The 19,138-nt window shown below is 38.9% G+C and carries 17 protein-coding genes and 1 tRNA gene; 12 read left to right on the forward strand and 6 right to left on the reverse strand.

The features are described from left to right. The first annotated feature begins 138 nt into the window (after positions 1-138). From CYP51_RS03015 to CYP51_RS03030, 3 genes are all read left to right on the forward strand, one after another. Positions 139-828: a tetratricopeptide repeat protein gene (locus CYP51_RS03015; protein WP_103624325.1), complete on the forward strand. Its 690-nt coding sequence runs from the start codon at positions 139-141 to the stop codon at positions 826-828. Positions 829-1,242: 414 nt separating this feature from the next. Continuing rightward, the gene (locus tag CYP51_RS03025) at positions 1,243-1,812 is read left to right on the forward strand and encodes a hypothetical protein (RefSeq protein ID WP_103624327.1); all 570 of its coding nucleotides are present in this window, start codon (positions 1,243-1,245) and stop codon (positions 1,810-1,812) included. 21 nt (positions 1,813-1,833) lie between these two features. Then, entirely contained in the window at positions 1,834-4,275 is a 2,442-nt protein-coding gene (locus tag CYP51_RS03030; RefSeq protein WP_103624328.1) for a molybdopterin-dependent oxidoreductase, read from the forward strand. Between the two features lie 31 nt (positions 4,276-4,306). Here the strand turns inward: CYP51_RS03030 and CYP51_RS03035 are convergent, their stop codons facing one another. Next, positions 4,307-4,615 (reverse strand): YolD-like family protein, encoded by a 309-nt coding sequence (locus CYP51_RS03035; protein WP_258032774.1) that lies wholly within the window; start codon positions 4,613-4,615, stop codon positions 4,307-4,309. After that, a complete protein-coding gene (locus tag CYP51_RS03040; protein ID WP_103624329.1) occupies positions 4,605-5,867 on the reverse strand; it encodes a Y-family DNA polymerase in 1,263 nt (420 codons plus the stop codon). Before CYP51_RS03040 ends, CYP51_RS03035 begins: the two co-directional genes overlap by 11 nt. Before the next feature lie 280 nt (positions 5,868-6,147). Between CYP51_RS03040 and CYP51_RS03045 the strand changes: the two genes are divergently transcribed. Next, positions 6,148-6,675, forward strand: a complete 528-nt coding sequence (locus CYP51_RS03045; protein WP_103624330.1) for an autotransporter domain-containing protein — start codon at positions 6,148-6,150, stop codon at positions 6,673-6,675. Positions 6,676-6,729: 54 nt separating this feature from the next. On the opposite strand, the gene aroC is transcribed toward CYP51_RS03045, so the two are convergent. Genes aroC through CYP51_RS03065 form a run of 4 tightly spaced genes read right to left on the reverse strand, consistent with a single transcriptional unit; the run spans position 6,730 to position 9,917 of the window. Continuing rightward, complete coding sequence (gene aroC, locus CYP51_RS03050) at positions 6,730-7,797, reverse strand: chorismate synthase (RefSeq protein WP_103624331.1); 1,068 nt, start codon at positions 7,795-7,797, stop codon at positions 6,730-6,732. Between the two features lie 8 nt (positions 7,798-7,805). Next, a complete protein-coding gene (gene rnc / locus CYP51_RS03055) occupies positions 7,806-8,477 on the reverse strand; it encodes a ribonuclease III (RefSeq protein WP_103624332.1) in 672 nt (223 codons plus the stop codon). After that, the gene (rnhA, locus tag CYP51_RS03060; RefSeq protein WP_103624333.1) at positions 8,474-8,908 is read right to left on the reverse strand and encodes a ribonuclease HI; all 435 of its coding nucleotides are present in this window, start codon (positions 8,906-8,908) and stop codon (positions 8,474-8,476) included. Before rnhA ends, rnc begins: the two co-directional genes overlap by 4 nt. Continuing rightward, the gene (locus CYP51_RS03065) at positions 8,886-9,917 is read right to left on the reverse strand and encodes a tetratricopeptide repeat protein (RefSeq protein ID WP_258032775.1); all 1,032 of its coding nucleotides are present in this window, start codon (positions 9,915-9,917) and stop codon (positions 8,886-8,888) included. The genes rnhA and CYP51_RS03065 overlap by 23 nt, the downstream gene beginning before the upstream one ends. 55 nt (positions 9,918-9,972) lie before the next feature. On the opposite strand from CYP51_RS03065, the gene dnaG reads away from it, so the two are divergent. From dnaG to CYP51_RS03105, 8 genes are all read left to right on the forward strand, one after another. Continuing rightward, positions 9,973-11,652: a DNA primase gene (dnaG, locus tag CYP51_RS03070; protein ID WP_103624335.1), complete on the forward strand. Its 1,680-nt coding sequence runs from the start codon at positions 9,973-9,975 to the stop codon at positions 11,650-11,652. A 104-nt stretch (positions 11,653-11,756) separates the two neighbouring features. Next, on the forward strand, positions 11,757-12,992 hold the full coding sequence (locus CYP51_RS03075) for a M20 family metallo-hydrolase (RefSeq protein ID WP_103624336.1): 1,236 nt from the start codon (positions 11,757-11,759) through the stop codon (positions 12,990-12,992). 10 nt (positions 12,993-13,002) lie between these two features. Next, a complete protein-coding gene (locus tag CYP51_RS03080) occupies positions 13,003-14,322 on the forward strand; it encodes an amidohydrolase (protein WP_103624337.1) in 1,320 nt (439 codons plus the stop codon). Then, on the forward strand, positions 14,319-15,017 hold the full coding sequence (gene pepE / locus CYP51_RS03085) for a dipeptidase PepE (protein ID WP_103624338.1): 699 nt from the start codon (positions 14,319-14,321) through the stop codon (positions 15,015-15,017). The genes CYP51_RS03080 and pepE overlap by 4 nt, the downstream gene beginning before the upstream one ends. Before the next feature lie 14 nt (positions 15,018-15,031). Further along, complete coding sequence (dcuC, locus tag CYP51_RS03090; protein WP_103624339.1) at positions 15,032-16,342, forward strand: C4-dicarboxylate transporter DcuC; 1,311 nt, start codon at positions 15,032-15,034, stop codon at positions 16,340-16,342. 11 nt (positions 16,343-16,353) lie between these two features. Further along, positions 16,354-17,577, forward strand: a complete 1,224-nt coding sequence (gene pepT, locus CYP51_RS03095; protein ID WP_103624340.1) for a peptidase T — start codon at positions 16,354-16,356, stop codon at positions 17,575-17,577. Between the two features lie 59 nt (positions 17,578-17,636). Beyond that, entirely contained in the window at positions 17,637-18,626 is a 990-nt protein-coding gene (locus tag CYP51_RS03100) for an argininosuccinate synthase domain-containing protein (protein WP_103624341.1), read from the forward strand. Between the two features lie 105 nt (positions 18,627-18,731). After that, positions 18,732-18,808: transfer RNA gene (locus CYP51_RS03105), tRNA-Met, on the forward strand. Positions 18,809-19,138: the final 330 nt, after the last annotated feature.

The raw sequence follows: 19,138 nt of genomic DNA on the forward strand, positions 1-19,138 counted from the left end.
CGAGGTCTGCTCGCCGGCGGGAACCACGATCTAGGGACTTGTCGCGCTTGAAAATGGCGGATTTCGCGGCGCTTTGATGCAGGCTATCGCCGCTTGCATCGCCAAAGCGCGGGGTTAGGCAAATTTTTAAGGATAAAAATGAAAAAATTATTATTTGCGCTACTTGCGGCGATAAATTTATTCGCTAGCGAGCCGGGCCTTTTGCCATTGCTGGCCGCAGATACGCTAGAAAAGCTCAAAAAATGCAAAAATCCCGACCTAAACGTCACCAAAGAGTGCGTGCAAGCGGGTATGGTAGCGGCTAACTCAAAGCAAGACTACGGCGCGGCGGAGGGACTGTTTAGTCTAGCCTGCGCCAAAGGAGACGGCGAGGGCTGCTTTTATCTGGGTGAACTTTATAAAAATAATCTAGTAAAAGCCGCGGACAAGAGCGAGCGCGAGACCAAGATTAGCGCGTATTACAAGGCTAGCTGCGTCCTTTACGAGTATTTGCCCGGTTGCTTGGCGCTAGCCAATTTTATCCAAGAAGAGCTGGGCGACGAGGTGCAGTCGTTTGCGATAAACAATACCCTATGCAACAAAAAATACGCTCCCGGATGCTACAACGTGGGCTGGATGATAGAGCGAACGGGAGGCGATATAGGCGAGATGATGGAGTATTACGAGCGCTCGTGTAAGCTAGGCTACGTAGGCGGCTGCGCAAGAGCGGCGTGGCTGTATGAGGGAAATTTCAACGAAAACAGATACGAGCAAGTAAAAAAAGACGCGAAAAAGGCAAAGCAAATGCGAAAAAAGGCGTGCGAGCTAGGCGATAAGCAAAGCTGCTAGATTGATAATAAGACGTTTTGACAAAAATTTTAAAATGATAAAACTCTATAAAGTCTTAACATAGCTAGCAATTTAGAGTAGTAACTTTTAGCATATTTTTGAATTCTGTAAGAAGTTTACTAATTTATATTTTTAAGTTTATAAAAGCTCTGCCATACTTTTTTATAGTAGTTAGTGAAGTAAGGTTAAATTTTTACTTCACTATATCCAAAAGTAAAATTTTTACAGAGCTTGTGTTTGCTTATATTTTTAGCTATCAAAACAATCAACAAAACCCATTGATAAATTTTCTGCTAAATCTTATTTTTAATAAAAATGAATATTAACTTTCTTAAATAAAGCTAAATATAACAATGTAATTTTAAGTCATTAGGTTATAAATTTTTTTTAAATTTTATTTTTAAGGATTGCAACATGAAAATGCTATTTTTAGCCCCTGTCTTAGCATGTAGTCTTGCTTTTAGTGCAGATGTCATCGCAAAAGATGCCAATATAACGCTAGATGGCAAGATGATCGGAAAGATCGAGGTTTTAACACCAGTTGAAGTCGTCGAAAAAGGCGATAAAACGAGCAAGATCAAGGTTAGTGGCGTAGTTTCGGCAAATTACTTAGCCCAACTTCAAAGAAGTATAGAAGATCCAGAAATCTTTGTAGCTTTTAATGACGAGAGTGAGGCAAATTTCAAAAAAGTAAAAGATCTTGAAGATGACTACGGCGAGGTTTGGTACCAAGCAGAGGGCGTTTACGAAGTACCAAATGACGCACTTGGTGGCGATACAAAAAAGCTTTACGTAAAAGCACAACAAATTTACGAAGAGACTTGTTCAGCATGTCATAGACTTCACGAGCCAAATAGCTTTACAGCGGCTCAGTGGCCAGCAAATTTAGCTGGAATGGTCGATGCAAAATTTGTAGCACTAGACGAAACTGACCTAAATTTAGTGCTCAAATACTTACAACACAATGCCAAAAAAGTAAAATAAATTTTTCATAAGGGAGAAAATATGAAAAGACGAGATTTTATAAAATTTTCTGCACTTGCAGCCACTGCGGCACAAGCAAACAGGATTGAAGGTGTGACAAAAACTATTTTTGACCAAAAGAAAACTTTTGGAGCAAATAGATTTGGTCTATTTTGGGCAAATACCAACTCAAATCAAATCGTCTCTGTTGATCCATTTGATGGTGATAAATTCCCAAATACAATGAATAATAGTTTGCCAGATCTCATCCAAAATGAAAGTCGCGTACTTTATCCGTACGTAAGAAAAAGCTACTTAAAGGCAAAAGGCGCGGCAAAAAGCGAGCTTCGTGGCAAAGAAGAATTTGTACGTGTTAGCTGGGATACGGCACTTGACCTTGCTGCAAAAGCCTTAAAAGAAAATTTTGACAAATATGGCCCTGAAAGCATTTACGGCGAATGCTACTGGTGGGGCGGCAGCGGTAAGATCAGCTGGGGTAGGACTGTTGGTCACAGGATGCTAAAAGTGCTTGGCGGATACGTCGAAGAGAGCGGTGACTATTCAACTGGAGCTGGCCTTGTCATCATGCCTCACGTCCTTGGAAATAGTGCAGTTTATGACGCTCCTACAAAATGGGAAGCTATGGTTAAAAATGCTAAGAACATCGTATTTTGGGGTACTGACCCGCTTGTAACTGGTCAAATTTCATGGCAGCCACCAACACATGATGGTTATCTTGGTATTAAAAAGATAAAAGATGCTGGTATTAAAACTTATAGCGTTTGCGTCTTTAAAAATGACACTACAAGATACCTTGATTCTGAAACTATCATCGTTCGTCCAAATACTGACGTAGCAATGATGCTTGGTATGTGTCACTATCTTTATGAAAACAAGCTTTATGATGAGGAATTTATAAAAAAATACACAGTTGGTTTTAATAAATTTAAAGACTACCTACTTGGCACAACCGACAAAGTGGTAAAAGATATAAACTGGGCTAGTAAAATTTGTGGTGTAAAAGCTGAAGAGATTGCAAAATTTGCTACCGTACTCGCAAAAGAGCCAAGCACTATTATCGCTGGTAGATCACTTCAAAGACAAGACCATGGCGAAATGAGCTTTTGGGGTATCGTAACTCTTAGTGCGATGCTTGGCCACATCGGTGAAGAGGGTCTTGGATTTGAGTTTAACCTCTACTACGGAAACGGCAGCACTGATAAGATAGCACCTGCTCTAAAAGGTATCAGCACTAGGATAAGCGAGAAATATGAAAACGTAGATGGTGCTCCGTGGAAGAAATTTAAAAACGTAACCATCCCATCTTCAAGATCAATCGAAGCTTTGCAAAATCCTGGCAAAGAGATAGACTATGACGGCTCTAAGATCAAACTTCCACATATGAGAGTAGCTTATATGGCTTCTGGTTCAATGTTTACAAGACACCAAGATGTAAACAATGCAGTTAAAGCATGGCGTAAATTTGATACTGTTATCACAGCTGAGCCATTTTGGACAAGCACAGCTAAACTAAGCGACATCGTCTTACCAGTGGCGCTTGAGGTAGAAAGAAATGACATCAACCAAAGTGTCCCATCAAGCGAATACATCGTGGCATACAAACCAGTAGTTGAGCCAATGGGCGAAAGCAGAAGCGACTACTGGATCTGCTCACAAATTTGCAAACGCTGGGGCAGAGAAGAGGTCTTTACTGAGGGTAAAGATGAGCTTGGCTGGGCAAAAGAATTTTACGCAGATGCGGTGGAACAAGCCAAGGCACTAGATCTTAAAATGCCAAACTTTGATGAGTTTTGGAAAGAGGGCTATGTTAAATTTGACAAAGACAATGAAGAGACAAAATACTACACAAGACTTAGTGCATTTAGAGAAAATCCACACAAAAATCGTCTTGGCACGCCATCAGGCAAGATAGAGATCTACTCTCCAACTATTGCTAAATTTGGCTACAAAGACTTTGCTCCACACTTTGCTTGGATCGAGCCGTTTGAGTGGCTTGGTAGTGAAAAAGCTAAGAAATATCCATTTAGCATCACAACCCCTCACTCAAGATACCGCTTGCACTCTCAGCTAAATAACTCAATAATCAGAAACTACGCTGAAGTGAGCGCAAGAGAGCCGATGCTAATAAACACAAATGACGCTAAGAAAAAAGGCATCGCAACTGGTGATGTGGTGAGAGTTTTTAACGATAGAGGTGAAATTTTAGTAGGAGCGCTTGTTACTGACATAATCCCAGAGCATGTCATCGCTATTTGCGAAGGTGCATGGTATGACCCTGAAGTGCTTGGCGAAAGAAGCCTTTGTAAACACGGTTGCATCAATGTTCTAACACGCGACAAAGGCACATCTAGTATCGCTCAAAGCAACTGCGGACATACGATACTAGCGGATCTTGAAAAATATAAAGGCGAGATCAAGCCAATAACTGCGTTTTCTAAACCAAAAATTTTACAATCTTTGTAGAATTTATATAAATTTAGCCCTCGCTTGGGGGCTAAATTATTTTTAGGTCATTTATATCTTCAAATTTGATCCTAGTTTTTACAATCATAAGAGTTTTATTTTTGAAATTTACATCGGAGATTAGCCCTCTAGCACTTGTATAGGTGTAGCCGTCATGATAGCTCACATATACTTCATCAGCCGGCCTTAGCTCGCTTATCTTTTTTAAAATTTCATCCATCATGCTCTCATCAAGATCTAGTTTTTCGCATTTTTCTCGCTCTTTTTGTCGCAGGGCTCGCTCTAAGGTTGAGAGAGGATTAAACGAGCTAAAAATTTTTGCTCTATCTTTACTCGCCACTTTTGTGCCCTCCGATCTTTTTATTTCTATCTTGCCCAGTGGCTTCTGGTAGTAGATCGATCGCTCTTAAAACCGAGTTTTTACCAAATTTTTCTTTTATGAGATTTAGGGATTTTAAAATCGCCTTTTCTTTAGCGCCATCATCAAAAAGACTTTGATGAGCTAGGCTTTCTTTTACTACGTCGTTTGCACTGATGCTAATTTGCCTAATCAGCCCAACATTTTTTATCTTGTTTAAAAGTAGCTCTTCGGCCAAACTCATCAGCACGCTTGAGACATTTGTTGGTGTCTTAAACCGAACGCTTGCACGCTGGTGTGGCTCAAGCTTGTCGGCAAATTTTATATTTATCGTTATTCCGCTTGCCATTACTTCTTTGTTGATCATCCTAAGCGCTAGCCTATCAGCCATTTCTTTTAGTACGACTACCGCCTCGCAACGCTCGTAGTCTCTTGGTAAAATTTCAGAGCTAAAGTAGGATTTTGTGCTTGGTTTATATGCTTTTATGTCAGCTATTGTCGTTGGCTCTATGCCATTTGCGTGATCTATCGTTATATAGGCATCGACTCCAAAAAATTTCTCAAGCAGACTTCGCGGAGCATTTGCTATATCTTTCATACAAAAAATTCCATGTTTTTCCAGCTTTAGCCTAGTTTGCTTACCGATACGCCAAAAATCATCTAAGGGTTGATGCGTCCAAAGACGTTCTTTGTAAAGCTGCTCGTCTAAAAATGCAATCCCATCATCACTGTGCTTAGCCAGGATATCAAGGGCGATTTTTGCGAGGTATAAATTTGTACCCATGCCACAGGTGGCCGTCACGCCAGTAGTTTTTAAAATTTCATCCATTATCTTTTTGGCCATGGATTTTGCATCGGTATTATAAAATTTAACATAAGAAGTAAGATCGATAAAGGCTTCATCGATAGAATAGACATAAATATCATCTTTTGAGACATATTTTAGGTATATCTCATAAATTTTAGCCGCATAGTCGATGTAAAACTGCATTCTAGGCGGCGCAATGATAAAATTTATAGCCTTTGGTATTTCAAAAAGCCTGCATCTATTTTTCACACCTTTGGCTCTAAGAGCTGGGCTAACGGCTAGGCAAACACTTCCGTTGCCGCGACTATCGTCAGCTACGACTAAATCGGCTTTAAACGGATCAAGCCCTCGCTCCACACACTCAACTGAGGCGTAAAAGGACTTTAGATCAATGACGGCATAAAATTTTTGTGCTTCGTTTTTCATTGGGTGATTATAGATGAAAATTAGTAAAAGTTCGTTTTTGAAAAATTGATCTTAAGGCTAAAATTTCTAATAAAAATTTTTTAGAAACAAAATAAGTAAAATGGATAAATTTTACTAGTGGAGTTAGGGTAAATACAATGCATAAAAGAGTTAATACAATTATCCCTTCTATTGAAAAAAGTAGACAATCAGGTGTTTATATTGGTTTAATAGATAGAAGTGATGTAAATTCTAGCAAAGTAAAAATAAAAATGGCGAGTCTATACTTGGGGCCTTTGCTATGCCAACATTTGATAACAGCGATGAAGATGCCAAAATAGATGGTAGAGTTAGAAATTATGGATTTGGTATTTTTTCAAGGCTAAATTTACCACGTGATTTTTATATCGATCTCATGGCAAAAGCTGGTAGGAGCCAAACTAAGGTTGATGCAAAAGATGTAGATTATAAAATCTCGATGCCATATTACAATGCCAGCTTTGGCGTCGGCAAAAAGATAAAATTTGATAGTTTTATATTTGATAGTGGGCTAAATTACGCACTCTCTTATGTCGGTAGCGATGAGGCAGATATCGGACAAAGCACATTAAAATTTAGCAGCGTTACATCAAGTAGAGCTAAAATTTACTCAAAAATAGCAGTGATCCAAGAAGACGAGGAGATCAGCCTAACTCAAAAAGGCGCGAGCTCAGAGGTTGAGGTCGGTCTAAGATATACGCCAACTTATGCGACACTCATAAATTTTGGCATAGCACAATCTTTTGGCAAAAAAGATCAAAGTAGCGTAAAAACTTCAGTTTGCTTATAGATTCTAAAAATTTAGTGGCTTTTTGGGCCACTAAATTTACTTATTTTTATAGATTTAGCCGTAAATTTTCTTTAAATTTTCAAGCTTTGTACTAGCATTTAGTAGCAACATATCGGCGATAACTAGCCTTATCATCGCGGTTGAAACGACGCTTCCTCGTATGCCTATACAAGGATCATGCCTGCCTCTTAGCTCAAAATCTACCACTTCGCCAGCTAAATTTAGTGTCTTTTGCTCTTTAAATATCGAAGGCGTAGGCTTAAAATGGCTCTTTAACACGATCTCAGCGCCGCTACTTATACCGCCAAGTATGCCACCAGCGTTATTGCTCAAAAAGCCAAGTTCGTCCATCTCGTCGTTGTTCGCTGAGCCAAGCATAGAGCTTACATTCACGCCAGCACCGATCTCTACGGCTTTTACGCCGTTTATTCCCATCAAAGCCGCTGCTAAAGCGCTATCTAGCTTATCATAAAGTGGCTCACCAAGACCAGCTGGCACTCCTCTAGCCACGCTTAAAACCACAGCTCCTACGCTATCGTGCTCGCTTCTAGCTTTATTTATCACTTCTTTCATCGCTTCTTCATTGCCAAGAGCATAAATTTGAGAATTTTTAGCAAAGTTAAAGTCTATTTTGTCGCTAAAAATTTTGCCTATACCAAGCACTCCACTTAAAATTTCTATATTAAACTCATTTAAAAGCAGCTGTGCAAAAGCTCCACCAGCTACTCTAACAGCCGTTTCTCTTGCACTTGAGCGTCCGCCACCTCTGTAATCTCTAAAGCCATATTTTTTAAAATATGTAAAATCAGCATGCCCGGGGCGGAAAATTTCACGTAAATTTTCATAGTCGTTTGACTTTTGATTGTTATTAAAAATAGCAAAACCTATCGGCGCTCCAGTGCTTATGCCATCAAAGACACCGCTAAAAATTTCTATTTTATCGGCTTCATCTCTTGCAGTTGTAAAGTTGCTTTGTCCAGGACGGCGTCTATCTAGCTCACTTTGGATGAAATCTGTATCGATCTTTAGCCCAGCTGGAAGTCCGTCTATCACGCCACCTATGGCTACTCCGTGACTCTCGCCAAATGTTGTTAGGGTTAGTTTTTTGCCAAATGTATTCAAGCTCGTTCCTATTTTTTGATTTTTTCTAGTGCAATTTTTGCAGCTAGCTGTTGGGCTTGCTTTTTAGAGCTGCCAATAGCTCTTGAAATTTCCTCGCCATTTAGCAGTAGAGCGATCTCAAATTCTTTCTTGTGATCAGGACCAGATGTGCTGATTAGTTCGTAAGATGGTATGATGCCAAGATGTGCTTGAGTGACCTCTTGCAATGCTGTTTTGTAGTCTTTTTCAAGGTGAGCAAAATCGATTTGTGGATAGCAAAGCTCAAGTAAGTTGATAGAAATTTCTCTTACCTTAAGAAGACCAGCTTCGAGATAAATAGCCCCCATCACAGCCTCAAAAGCATCACTTAAAATGCTATCTTTTTCACGTCCGCCATTATTTTCTTCAGCCAAGCTTAGCCTTAAAAACTCACCCATCTTTAGATGCTTTGCCATATTTGCAAAGCTTTTTTCATTGACAAGTGCAGCTCTTAGCTTGCTCATGTCGCCCTCTGCGATTTTGCTAAATTTTTTAAAAAGATACTCAGCCACAATTAGATCCATCACCGCATCGCCTAAAAACTCAAGCCTTTCGTTGTTTAGCGCCTGCTTGGTGCTCTTGTGAGTCAGCGCCTCTTCTAAAAGCTCTGTTTTTTTAAATTTATATCCAAGACTCTCTTCAAATTCTTCTAAATTTTTCATTTTTCGTTCTCGTCTTTTATCTTTTGTGCCTCGTCTCTTGCCATCTGGTCGCACTCTTCATTTTCAGGATGTCCAGCATGCCCTTTGACCCAGCTTGCTATGACCTTATGGGGCTTTGAAATTTTCAAATACTCCTGCCAAAGCTCGACATTTTTTACATTTTTAAAATTTCTCTTTTGCCAGTTTGCAAGCCACTCATTTATGCTATTTACTACGTATGAACTATCGGTAAATAGTCTCACTTCACAAGGCTCTTTTAGCGCTTTTAGCCCCATTATCGCAGCTTTTAGCTCCATTTGATTATTTGTAGTAAATGCCTCGCCGCCACTCTCTTTTTTCTGAGCTTCATTAAATCTCAAAATATAAGCCCACCCGCCAGCTCCAGGGTTTCCAAGGCACGAACCGTCGCTAAAAAGTGTTACTGTCTTCACTTGGTTTTTCTGTGATGTGGGATAAAATTTTGACACTTCCTAGCTCGTGACAGACCGGACATCGGTAAAAATGCATAGGAAATGAGTTTTTGCAGCTTTTGCAAACGTAGTTAAAGCTTAGCCCTGCTGCGTCAAATTTAGCATCTTTTAGTTTTTTGATGACATTTAGCTCAAAACCATAAATTTCGCAAGGCTCATCTATATCGTCCTTTGCATAAAAGAGTGATTTATATTTTGGATCGCTTAAATTTATAGGTGTTTTTAAGTTGTAAAGCAGATCGATCACATCTTCAAAACGAGCAAAATCTTTTAAATTTTCTAAATTTTCATTATGTCTTATAAAAAGCACCAAGATCATGCGCTTTAAAAGCTCAAAATTTTGGCTAAGACGAGAGAGAACTTCTATCTTTTCATTAAAGCTTAAATTTCTATCATCAAGCGTGCTGATGGCCTTAATATAAGCTTTTTGATCTTTTATATTTACTCCTAGCTCTTCAAGCGAATTTAGTGCATAAAGTGCTTCTTTGTAGTTTTTGAGCTTCTCATCTATCATTGTTAGAAAACGAAGTGCGATGACATTTCTAGGACTTAGCTCGAGTGCCTTTTCAAAAACCTCACTAGCCTTTTTTAAAAAGCCTGCTTTAAAATAGACCTCTCCAAGCTCGTTTAGGATAAATTCTTTTTCATTTTTATCCCTAACTTTGCCAAGTGCTATGAGATAAACACTAATTGATTTTTCAAAATCACCATTTTTGGCAAAAGTTTGCCCTAGCATACAAAGGCTTTGAGCGTCTATATCTGGGCTTTGTAGCATCTGTTTATGCTCGCTACTTATGCCGTCTTTGCTATCAAATTTTCTTATAAATTTTTCAATGCGTTTTTTCTCATCTTTGCTTGAAAAGATGCCCCAAGCGTAGCTTAGTGCGGCTATCATCAAAATAATGCTAAATAAAATAATAAGGCTAAATATCGGATCTCTATGCCCAATGAAAAAAATATCCACGCTCATACTTTGTAATAAAATTTTACTTTAATTATAACAAAGCGGTTGTATAATTTTGCTTATGATAGATCCAAAATCCATAGAAAAACTCAAAAATCAAATCGATATCGTTGACATTATAGAACACTATTTACCAGTTAAAAAAATGGGTGCAAACTATAAATGCGTCTGCCCATTTCACGATGATAGAAATCCTAGTATGAGCATAAGTCAAAGCAAGCAAATTTTTCACTGTTTTGCTTGCAAGGCCGGCGGAGATGCGATCAAATTTGTAATGGATTATGAGAAATTAACCTATCCAGAAGCTATCGAAAGAATAGCTAGCCTTGTAAATTTTAGCCTTGAATACACAAGCGATAAAGCTCCAACACAAAAAGAAAATAAGCATATTTTAGAAAAGGTAAATGCCTTTTATAGGAGTGAATTTTTCAAGCATGAAGCCGCTGTGAGATATATCTATTCTCGCGGTATAAATGATGCGATGATCGAGAAATTTGAGCTTGGCTGGGCAGGGGAGAGCTCTAGTACCATTAGGCTTTTACAAAATGAAAATATCGAACCAAAAGAGGCGCTTGAAGTTGGAATCGTAAAGCAAAACGAGAAGGGAATTTATGCTAGTTTTATCGAGCGTATCACATTTCCCATATATGCGCACACGGCAAAGCTAGTTGGCTTTGGCGGTAGAACGATCTCGGATCATCCTGCAAAATATGTAAATTCTCCACAAAGCATAGTTTTTGACAAGTCAAAGCTGCTTTACGGCTATCATTTAGCTAGACAAAGCATTTTTGAAAAAAAGCAGATTATCATCACAGAGGGATATTTGGATGTTATCATGCTGCACTTTGCTGGCTTTACAAACGCTGTTGCCGTGCTCGGGACCGCGCTTACGACTAATCACTTACCGCTTTTAAAAAGAGGCGAGATAAGCGTAGTACTTTGTTTTGATGGTGACTCGGCTGGTATAAATGCCGCTATAAAATCATCTCGTCTTTTAGTGCAAAACGAAATAGATGGAAGCGTTGTAATCATAAAAGATGGTGCAGACCCAGCGGATATGGTCTTTGCAGGTAGAAGTGACGAGCTAAAAGAGATGTTTGGCTCAGGGACTGAGCTTGGCGAGTTTTATATCGAGCAAGTTGTAAAAAAATATGATATTACGCGCCCAGTGCAAAAGCAAAAATGCTTAGAAGAGATAGTGGAATTTACAAATTCTCTAAAGCCAATAATCGCAAAAAGCTACGAATTGCTGGTCTCAAATTTACTCAAAATAGAGCTAAATACTTTTAGTCTTCATGGGCAAAGATATATAAATAGACAAGATCAAAATTTTACAAATGCTGCAATAACAAATAAGCAAACGGCTCAAAAAAAAGATAAAACTGATATTTTGGAATTTAGTGTTTTAAAGAGCATGCTAGCAAATAAAAATTACGAAGCTATCGTTTTAAACGAGCTTGAGGAGAAATTCTTCTTGCACCATAAAGATTATTTTCAAGCTGTTTTATTGCCAAATATTGAAGATAATGCGGTGCTTGTTAGAGAAATTTATGTTGATGAGAGCTCAAATGTAGCTTCGAGCGAAGATAGCCTTAAAGAGGCCATTTTAAAGCTAAAGCTAAAATACTATGAGAAGTTTCGTGAAGATACCAGAAAATCACAAAAACCAAATAAAATCGAATTAATGCAAAAAATTTCAGAAATTATAAAAAGCATATACGACAAACTACAAAAAAATTAGATTTCAAAATTTAACACTTATTCAGCTTTAAATCATAAAACTAAATGTAAAATGTTCAAAGTAATAAATATTTTTAAGATTAGTTTTATTTTTAAGGATTTATTATGATAAATTTTAAAAGATTTGAGGCGAATTTTAATGCTATAAGCAGATTTGGAGCATTAAAAGGTGGAGGGCTAACAAGGCTTGCATTTAGCAAAGAAGACTTGGAAGCTAGAAATTTTCTTATAAATTTAATAGAAGAAAATGGCTTTAAACTTAAAATTGACAATGTTGGCAATATCTTTGCCATATATGATGATGGCTGTGAGCCAGGTGAGAAGCCAGTTTGTGTGGGCTCTCATATCGATAGCGTGCCAAATGGCGGCTTTTATGATGGTACGCTTGGCGTTATGGCCGGACTTGAGGCGCTAACCTCGATAAAAGAGGCTGGCATTAAGCTAAAGCGTCCACTTTGGCTGATAAATTTTTGCTGTGAAGAGTCAAGTAGGTTTAAGACAGCGACCATTGGCAGCAAGATAATGAGCGGCAAACTTGGTCTACAAAGGCTTCATGAGCTAAAAGACGAAGACGGCATTTCGCTTTTTGAAGCGATAAGCAAATTTGGACTCGACCCACAAAATTTAAATGATTCTATTTTAAAAGAACACTCGCTTCATTCATATTTAGAACTTCACATTGAACAAGGTCCAGTGCTTGAGCGAAGCGGCATAAGCGTTGGTGTAGTAAGCGGTATCGCCGCTCCTATAAGATTTGAAATTATTATTCATGGCAAGGCAGATCACAGCGGTGCAACGCCGATGAATATGCGTAGTGATGCTTTGCTAGCTGCTTCACACATCATAATCGCAGCCAATAAATTTGCTAAAAACAAAAAAACAGCTGTGGCTACTGTTGGTTACGCACATGCAAAGCCAGGCGTTTTAAACGTTGTACCAGGCGAGGCAAGGCTTGGAGTTGATCTAAGAGATATTGATAAAACAAGCCTAGAAGAGCTAAATTTAGAGCTTAGAAATTTTATAAAAGAGCTAAGTGGTGAGCTAAAATTTAGTTATGAGATAAGAGAACTAAGTAGTGACGAGCCAGTAAAACTTAGCGAGCATGCTATAAATTTACTAAGCGAAGAGGCTGCTAAACTTGGCATAAAAACGCTTACTTTGCCAAGCGGAGCTGGACACGATGCGATGAATCTAACAAAACTTGCAAGTAGCGTTGGCATGCTTTTTATACCTTGCGTTGGTGGCATAAGTCACAATATAGCAGAGGCTATAAATTTTGATGATGCTTTCAAAGCTACACAAATTTTAACAAATGCACTAATTAAACTATCAAATGAATAAGGAGAAATCTATGGATAAGATAGCAAATTTGGCTCTTTCTTTAAAAGATGAGCTGATCAAGGATCGCAGGTATTTTCACTCACATCCAGAGACTGGCTGGTTTACATTTTTTACAACCGCCGTACTAGCAAAGAGGCTTAGTGATCTTGGTTATGAAATAAGCCTTGGTGACAAGGTCGTTAAAGCCGATGTAAGGCTTGGACTTGGCTCAAAAGAGCAATGCGAAAAAGCAATAGAAAGAGCCAAAAAACTTTTAAGCCCTGAAGAGGCGAAATACCTTCCTTATATGAAAGATGGACTAACTGGCCTAACTGCCTTTATAGATACAAAAAGACCTGGTAAATTTACAGCATTTAGATTTGACATAGATAGCGTCGATGTGACAGAGAGCGAAGATGCGGATCACAGACCTTGTAAAGAGGGCTTTGGTGCAGATATCGCTGGTATCATGCACGCTTGCGGACACGATGGACACGCGTCTATTGGCTTAGGTCTAGCAAAACTTATAGCTCAGAATTTAGATGAATTTAATGGCAAATTTAAATTTATATTCCAAACAGCAGAAGAGGGCACAAGAGGTGCTGTGGCTATGGAAGCTGCTGGTGTGCTTGAGGGGATTGAGTATCTGCTTGGCGGACATATCGGCTTTCAGGCAAAAACTAACGGCGGCATCATCTGTGGAACAAATAAGCTACTTGCTACTTCTAAATTTGACGTGCATATCACTGGTCGTTCAGCTCACGCAGCAGGAGCACCACAAGACGGCGCAAATGCCCTTTTGGCTGCATCTCAAATGGCTTTAAATATGCATGGTATCACAAGACATGCAAAGGGTGTAACTAGGATAAATGTGGGCGTTTTAAAAGCGGGTGAAGGCAGAAACGTCATCGCTCCAAACGGCTATCTAGCTTGCGAAACAAGGGGTGAAGATACAAATTTAAATGATTTTATGTATGAAAGATGCATGGATATCGTTAAAGGCGTTAGCCAAATTTACGGCGTAGAGAGTAAAGTCGTAATGACTGGCGGCACAAGCGGAGCTGACAGCGATAAAGAGGTAACAGAAATTTTTTATGAAGCAGCTAAAGAGAGTCCATTTATAGATGATGACAAGATCGTAAAAGAGCTTGACTTTGGTGCTTGCGAAGACTTTGCTCACTTTATGAGAGCTTTGCAAGATAGGGGCGCAAAGAGCGGATATATGATGATAGGAACAAATTTAAAAGCAGGCCATCACAACTGCAAATTTGACTTTGATGAGGAGTGTTTGGTGGCTGGGGTTGATGTCTATCTAAGATCTGCTTACAAACTAAACGGAGTAAAAAAATGAAAAATGCTTTACTAATCAGTGCTTCAAGCTATCAAGATACTGGCTATTTAAGGCACTGCAAAAACTGGGTTAAGGACTTTTTGGGTGAGAGCGGCAAGGAGGAAATTTTATTTATCCCTTACGCTGGAGTTAGGCGAACAAATGACGAGTATGGGCAAAAAGTAATTGATAGATTAAAAAATAGCAATATAAAATCAATCCATCACTACGAGGATAAAATTTCAGCTATCAAAAATGCTAGCAGTATCGCGGTTGGCGGCGGAAATACCTTTATGTTGCTTCATATGCTTTATAAGTTAAATTTGATTGAGCCTATAAAAGAAGCTGTGGCAAATGGCGCAAAATACTTTGGCTGGTCAGCTGGTGCAAATATCGCCGGTAAGACGATGATGACAACAAATGATATGCCTATCATCATGCCAAAGTCATTTGATAGTCTAAATATCTTCCCTTATCAAATAAACCCACACTTTATAAGTGGCAAGCTAGCAGGCCATAACGGCGAGAGCAGGGAGGAGAGATTGGAGGAATTTTTAATAGCTAATCCAAAAGAGACTATCTACGCTTTGCCTGAAGGCACGGCTTTACTCATAGAGGGTAGTGAGGCCCAGGTCATAGGACACAGCGAAATTTTAAAATTTGAGTATCAAAAAGAGATAGAAAAAATAGAAGTTGGAACTAAATTTAAAATCTAAGCAAGGAGAGAGGTATGGAAACATTTAAGCTAATTGCTGCCATTCTTGGTATCGCAGCTGTTGTAGCGCTTCTAGTCTTAAAAAAAGAGACAAGAACGGTGCTAATAGGCGTTGGTTTGGTGCTTTGTTTAATCGCACTAAAACCTATGGGGGCACTAAGTGCTTTTACTGACTATATGACTAAAGCAGGGCTTATAAAGGCGATTTGTGCGAGTATGGGTTTTGCATTTGTTATGAAATACACGATGTGCGATAAACACCTTGTTGCGCTTCTTACAAAGCCACTTAAAAATGTGGGCTTTATACTAATCCCCGCAACAACCGTGTTAACTTATTTTATAAATATCGCTATCCCTTCAGCTGCAGGATGCTCCGCTGCTGTTGGTGCGACACTTATACCACTTCTAATGGCCTCAGGTATCCGCCCAGCTATGGCTGGTGCTGCTGTTTTTGCAGGGACATTTGGTGGAGTTTTAAGCCCAGGATCGGCTCACAACGTCTATGTGGCTGATCTTGTTAAAAAGACGGTTGAGGGCTACACAGTTCAAGATGTCATAAAAGTACAAATTCCAAGTGCATTTACTGCTCTTGTTATCGTAGTGATCGCGTTAGTTGTTGTTGCGATACTGCTTAAAGACTATCAAAAAAATACAAATTTCACTCTTGAAAATAGTAACACTAGCGAAGAGAAACCGCTATTTAAAGTAAATTTCATCTACGCCATTATGCCTCTAGTTCCACTTGTTATCTTAGTTATTGGTGGAACAAGCCTTGCGAAAGATTATAGCTTTCTTGCGTGGACAAAGATGGGCGTTGCTGAGGCGATGATACTAGGTGCTATCATAGCTATTTTTGCTACGCTTACAAATCCGCAAAAGATCACAAAAGAATTTTTTAACGGAATGGGCCACGCTTATGCTGATGTTATGGGTATCATCATCGCAGCTGGTGTCTTTGTCGCTGGTTTAAAGGCATGTGGAGCCGTTGATGTGGTCATCGCATGGCTTAAAACAGATCAAAGTTACGTTAAATTTGGCGGAACATTTGTGCCATTTATCATGGGTATAGTTACAGGTTCAGGCGACGCTGCTACATTTGCATTTAACGAAGCTGTCACAACAAATGCCGCTGCACTTGGCTTTGAACAAGACAAGCTTGGTATGGCCGCAGCTATTGCTGGTGCTTTAGGTAGATCGGCTTCCCCGATTGCCGGTGCTGCTATCGTTTGTGCAGGCATTGCGATGGTTAGTCCAGTTGAAATCGCTAAAAGAACATTTTTAGGTATGTTTATCTCTGTTATAGCGATTGCATTTTTTGTCATCTAAAAGGATGAAAAATGGATATCGTAGAGAGATTTTTAAACTACACAAAATTTAACACTACAACAAATAAAGAGAATGGATTAAAAGGCGTTATGCCTTCTAACCCAACTGAGTACGAGCTGGCTAAGTTTTTAAAAGAAGAGCTTAGCTCACTAGGCATAAAAGATATCATCTTGCAAGACAATGCCATCTTGATAGCAAAAATTCCTGCAAACTGCGAAAATGCTCCAAGTATCGCATTCTTTGGGCACTTAGATACAAGTAGTGAGCAAAAAAATGATACCAAAGCTAAAATCGTAAAATACACAGGCGGCGACATCTGCCTAAACGAAGAGCAGGGAATTTATCTAAAATTTAGCGACAATCCAGAGCTTAAAAAATACGTTGGCGACGACATAGTCGTGACTGACGGCACTAGCTTGCTTGGGGCTGATGATAAGGCTGCGATCGCTAGCATCGTAAATATGGCTAGCTATTTTATGCAAAATCCTGATGTAAAGCACGGCAAGATCGTGATCTGCTTCGTGCCAGATGAAGAGCAAGGCTTGCTTGGGGCAAAAGCACTTGATGTAAATTTGCTGGGAGCTGATTTTGGCTACTGCTTAGATTGTTGCGAGATAGGCGAGCTAATATATGAAAACTGGAATGCGGCTGACTGCACGATGGTCTTTAAAGGCGTTTCTGCTCATCCGATGAACGCAAAGGGCAAGCTTGTAAATTCGCTACTTCTTGCGCATAAATTTATCTCGCTTTTGCCAGGCGGCGAAGTACCAGAGTGCACCGAGGGCAAAGAGGGGTATTTCTGGGTAAAAGAGCTTAGCGGAAACAGCGCAAAAACAACTCTTAAGATCGATATAAGAGAATTTGATGAGGTGAAATTTCAAAAAAGGCTTGAGTTTTTAAGCGACATGGCAAATTCTTTTAACAAAATTTATGGAGAACGTTGTGAGATCACATTAAAAACACGCTATGAAAACGTCTTTAAATTTTTAAAAGATGAAAACTCACTTCCGATAAAACTAGCAAAAGATGCCTTTATCGAGCTAAATATCACGCCAAATATAAAGCCGATGCGCGGCGGATATGATGGCGCTGTGATATCCGCAAAAGGTGTACCAACGCTAAATTTATTCACAGGGGCAAACAACTTTCACTCCGTCTTCGAGTATTTGCCAGTTAGCAGTCTAAAAGCCGCGAGCGAAGTCATCAAAAAAATCGTAATTAACGCTGCTAAATAAACTTCATAAAAGCCTAGATTTAGTAAATTTAGGCTTTAAATTTTACTTTCAGGATAAAAATGAAGGCTTTAGCTTTGTTTAGCGGAGGGCTTGATAGCATGCTCTCAATGAAATTAATAAGTAATCAAAACATCGAAGTGGTCGCACTTTATATGGATACTGGATTTGGCGTAGATGAAGAAAAACATGAAATTTTAAGACGCCGCGCAGCTTTGGCTGGGGCTAGCTTAAAAGTGGTTGATATGAGAAATGAGTATCTTCGTGACGTGCTTTTTAACCCAAAATATGGCTATGGTAAGCAGTTTAACCCATGTATTGATTGTCACGGATATATGTTTAAAACAGCTCTAAATATGCTAAAAAGTGAAAATGCAAATTTCATTATCACGGGCGAAGTTTTGGGTCAAAGACCGATGAGTCAGCGAAGAGATGCACTCTTTCAGGTTAAGCGCATAGCTGATGACGAGGATGATTTGGTGCTTCGTCCGATGTGCGCTAAACTCTTGCCGCCAACTAAGCCAGAGCGCGAGGGTTGGGTTGATAGAGAGAAGCTGCTTGATATAAGTGGGCGTGATAGAAAGCCGCAGCTTGCTTTGGCAAAGGAATTTGGCTTTGAGGACTTTGCAACGCCTGGAGGTGGGTGTTTGCTAACGATCGAGAGCTTTGCTGTTAAGATAAAGGATTATCTAAATTTTGATAAAGAGATGCGAGATATCGATGTAACGTGGCTAAAGCTTGGTAGGCATCTGCGCTTACCAGATGGTGCAAAAATGATAATAGGCCGTGATGAGAGTGATAATAACGCACTTTTAGCACATCCAAACGATAAATTTGAACAAGTAAAATTTAAAGAGAGTGATGACATCGTAGGAGCCGTTAGCTTCATAAGCAAAAACGCTAGTAAAGCTGATAAAGAGCTAGCTGCAAGGCTTGCATTAGCTTATACAAAAGCAAGCAGAGAAAATAAATTTGAAGTTAGCATCGATAGCGAGAAATTTAGTATCACACCCGAGGATAAATCTCTAGCTCAAAATTATTTCGTAAAATAGACGTTTTATTGATTCTTGGTGCTTTTACTTTGTGTTTGTAGATAAAGATGGTTTTTATCTACAAATAAGTTTAAAAATTATATAATCCGAAACTTATTTTAAAGTGTCACGGTAGCTCAGCTGGTTAGAGCGCTGGTCTCATAAGCCGGAGGTCGGGAGTTCAAGTCTCCCCCGTGACACCATAAATACCTAAACTACGATGTTTCTACAATACTATATTGCAGTCACCTTTCATAAAATATAGCTTAATGCTTGTAGCAAATTTAAAATTTATGTAGCAAAAATTTAAGCTGACTGTAATTTTAGCATGTTTTTTCATAAAATTTTTAAAATTTATAAAGACACCAAGAATCATGCGAGTTTGTACAGAAATTATAAAAAATCAACTTGTTATATCTATTATTTAAATAAATATTAAAAATAAATTTTAATATTAAAAAACAATATTTATTTTATTTTTATGTTGCCAAGAAACCATTTTTTCTTCTTGACGTACTCATAAAATAATATTA

Source organism: Campylobacter concisus (assembly GCF_002912895.1).
In the GTDB taxonomy this organism is placed as follows: Bacteria; Campylobacterota; Campylobacteria; order Campylobacterales; family Campylobacteraceae; genus Campylobacter_A; species Campylobacter_A concisus_G.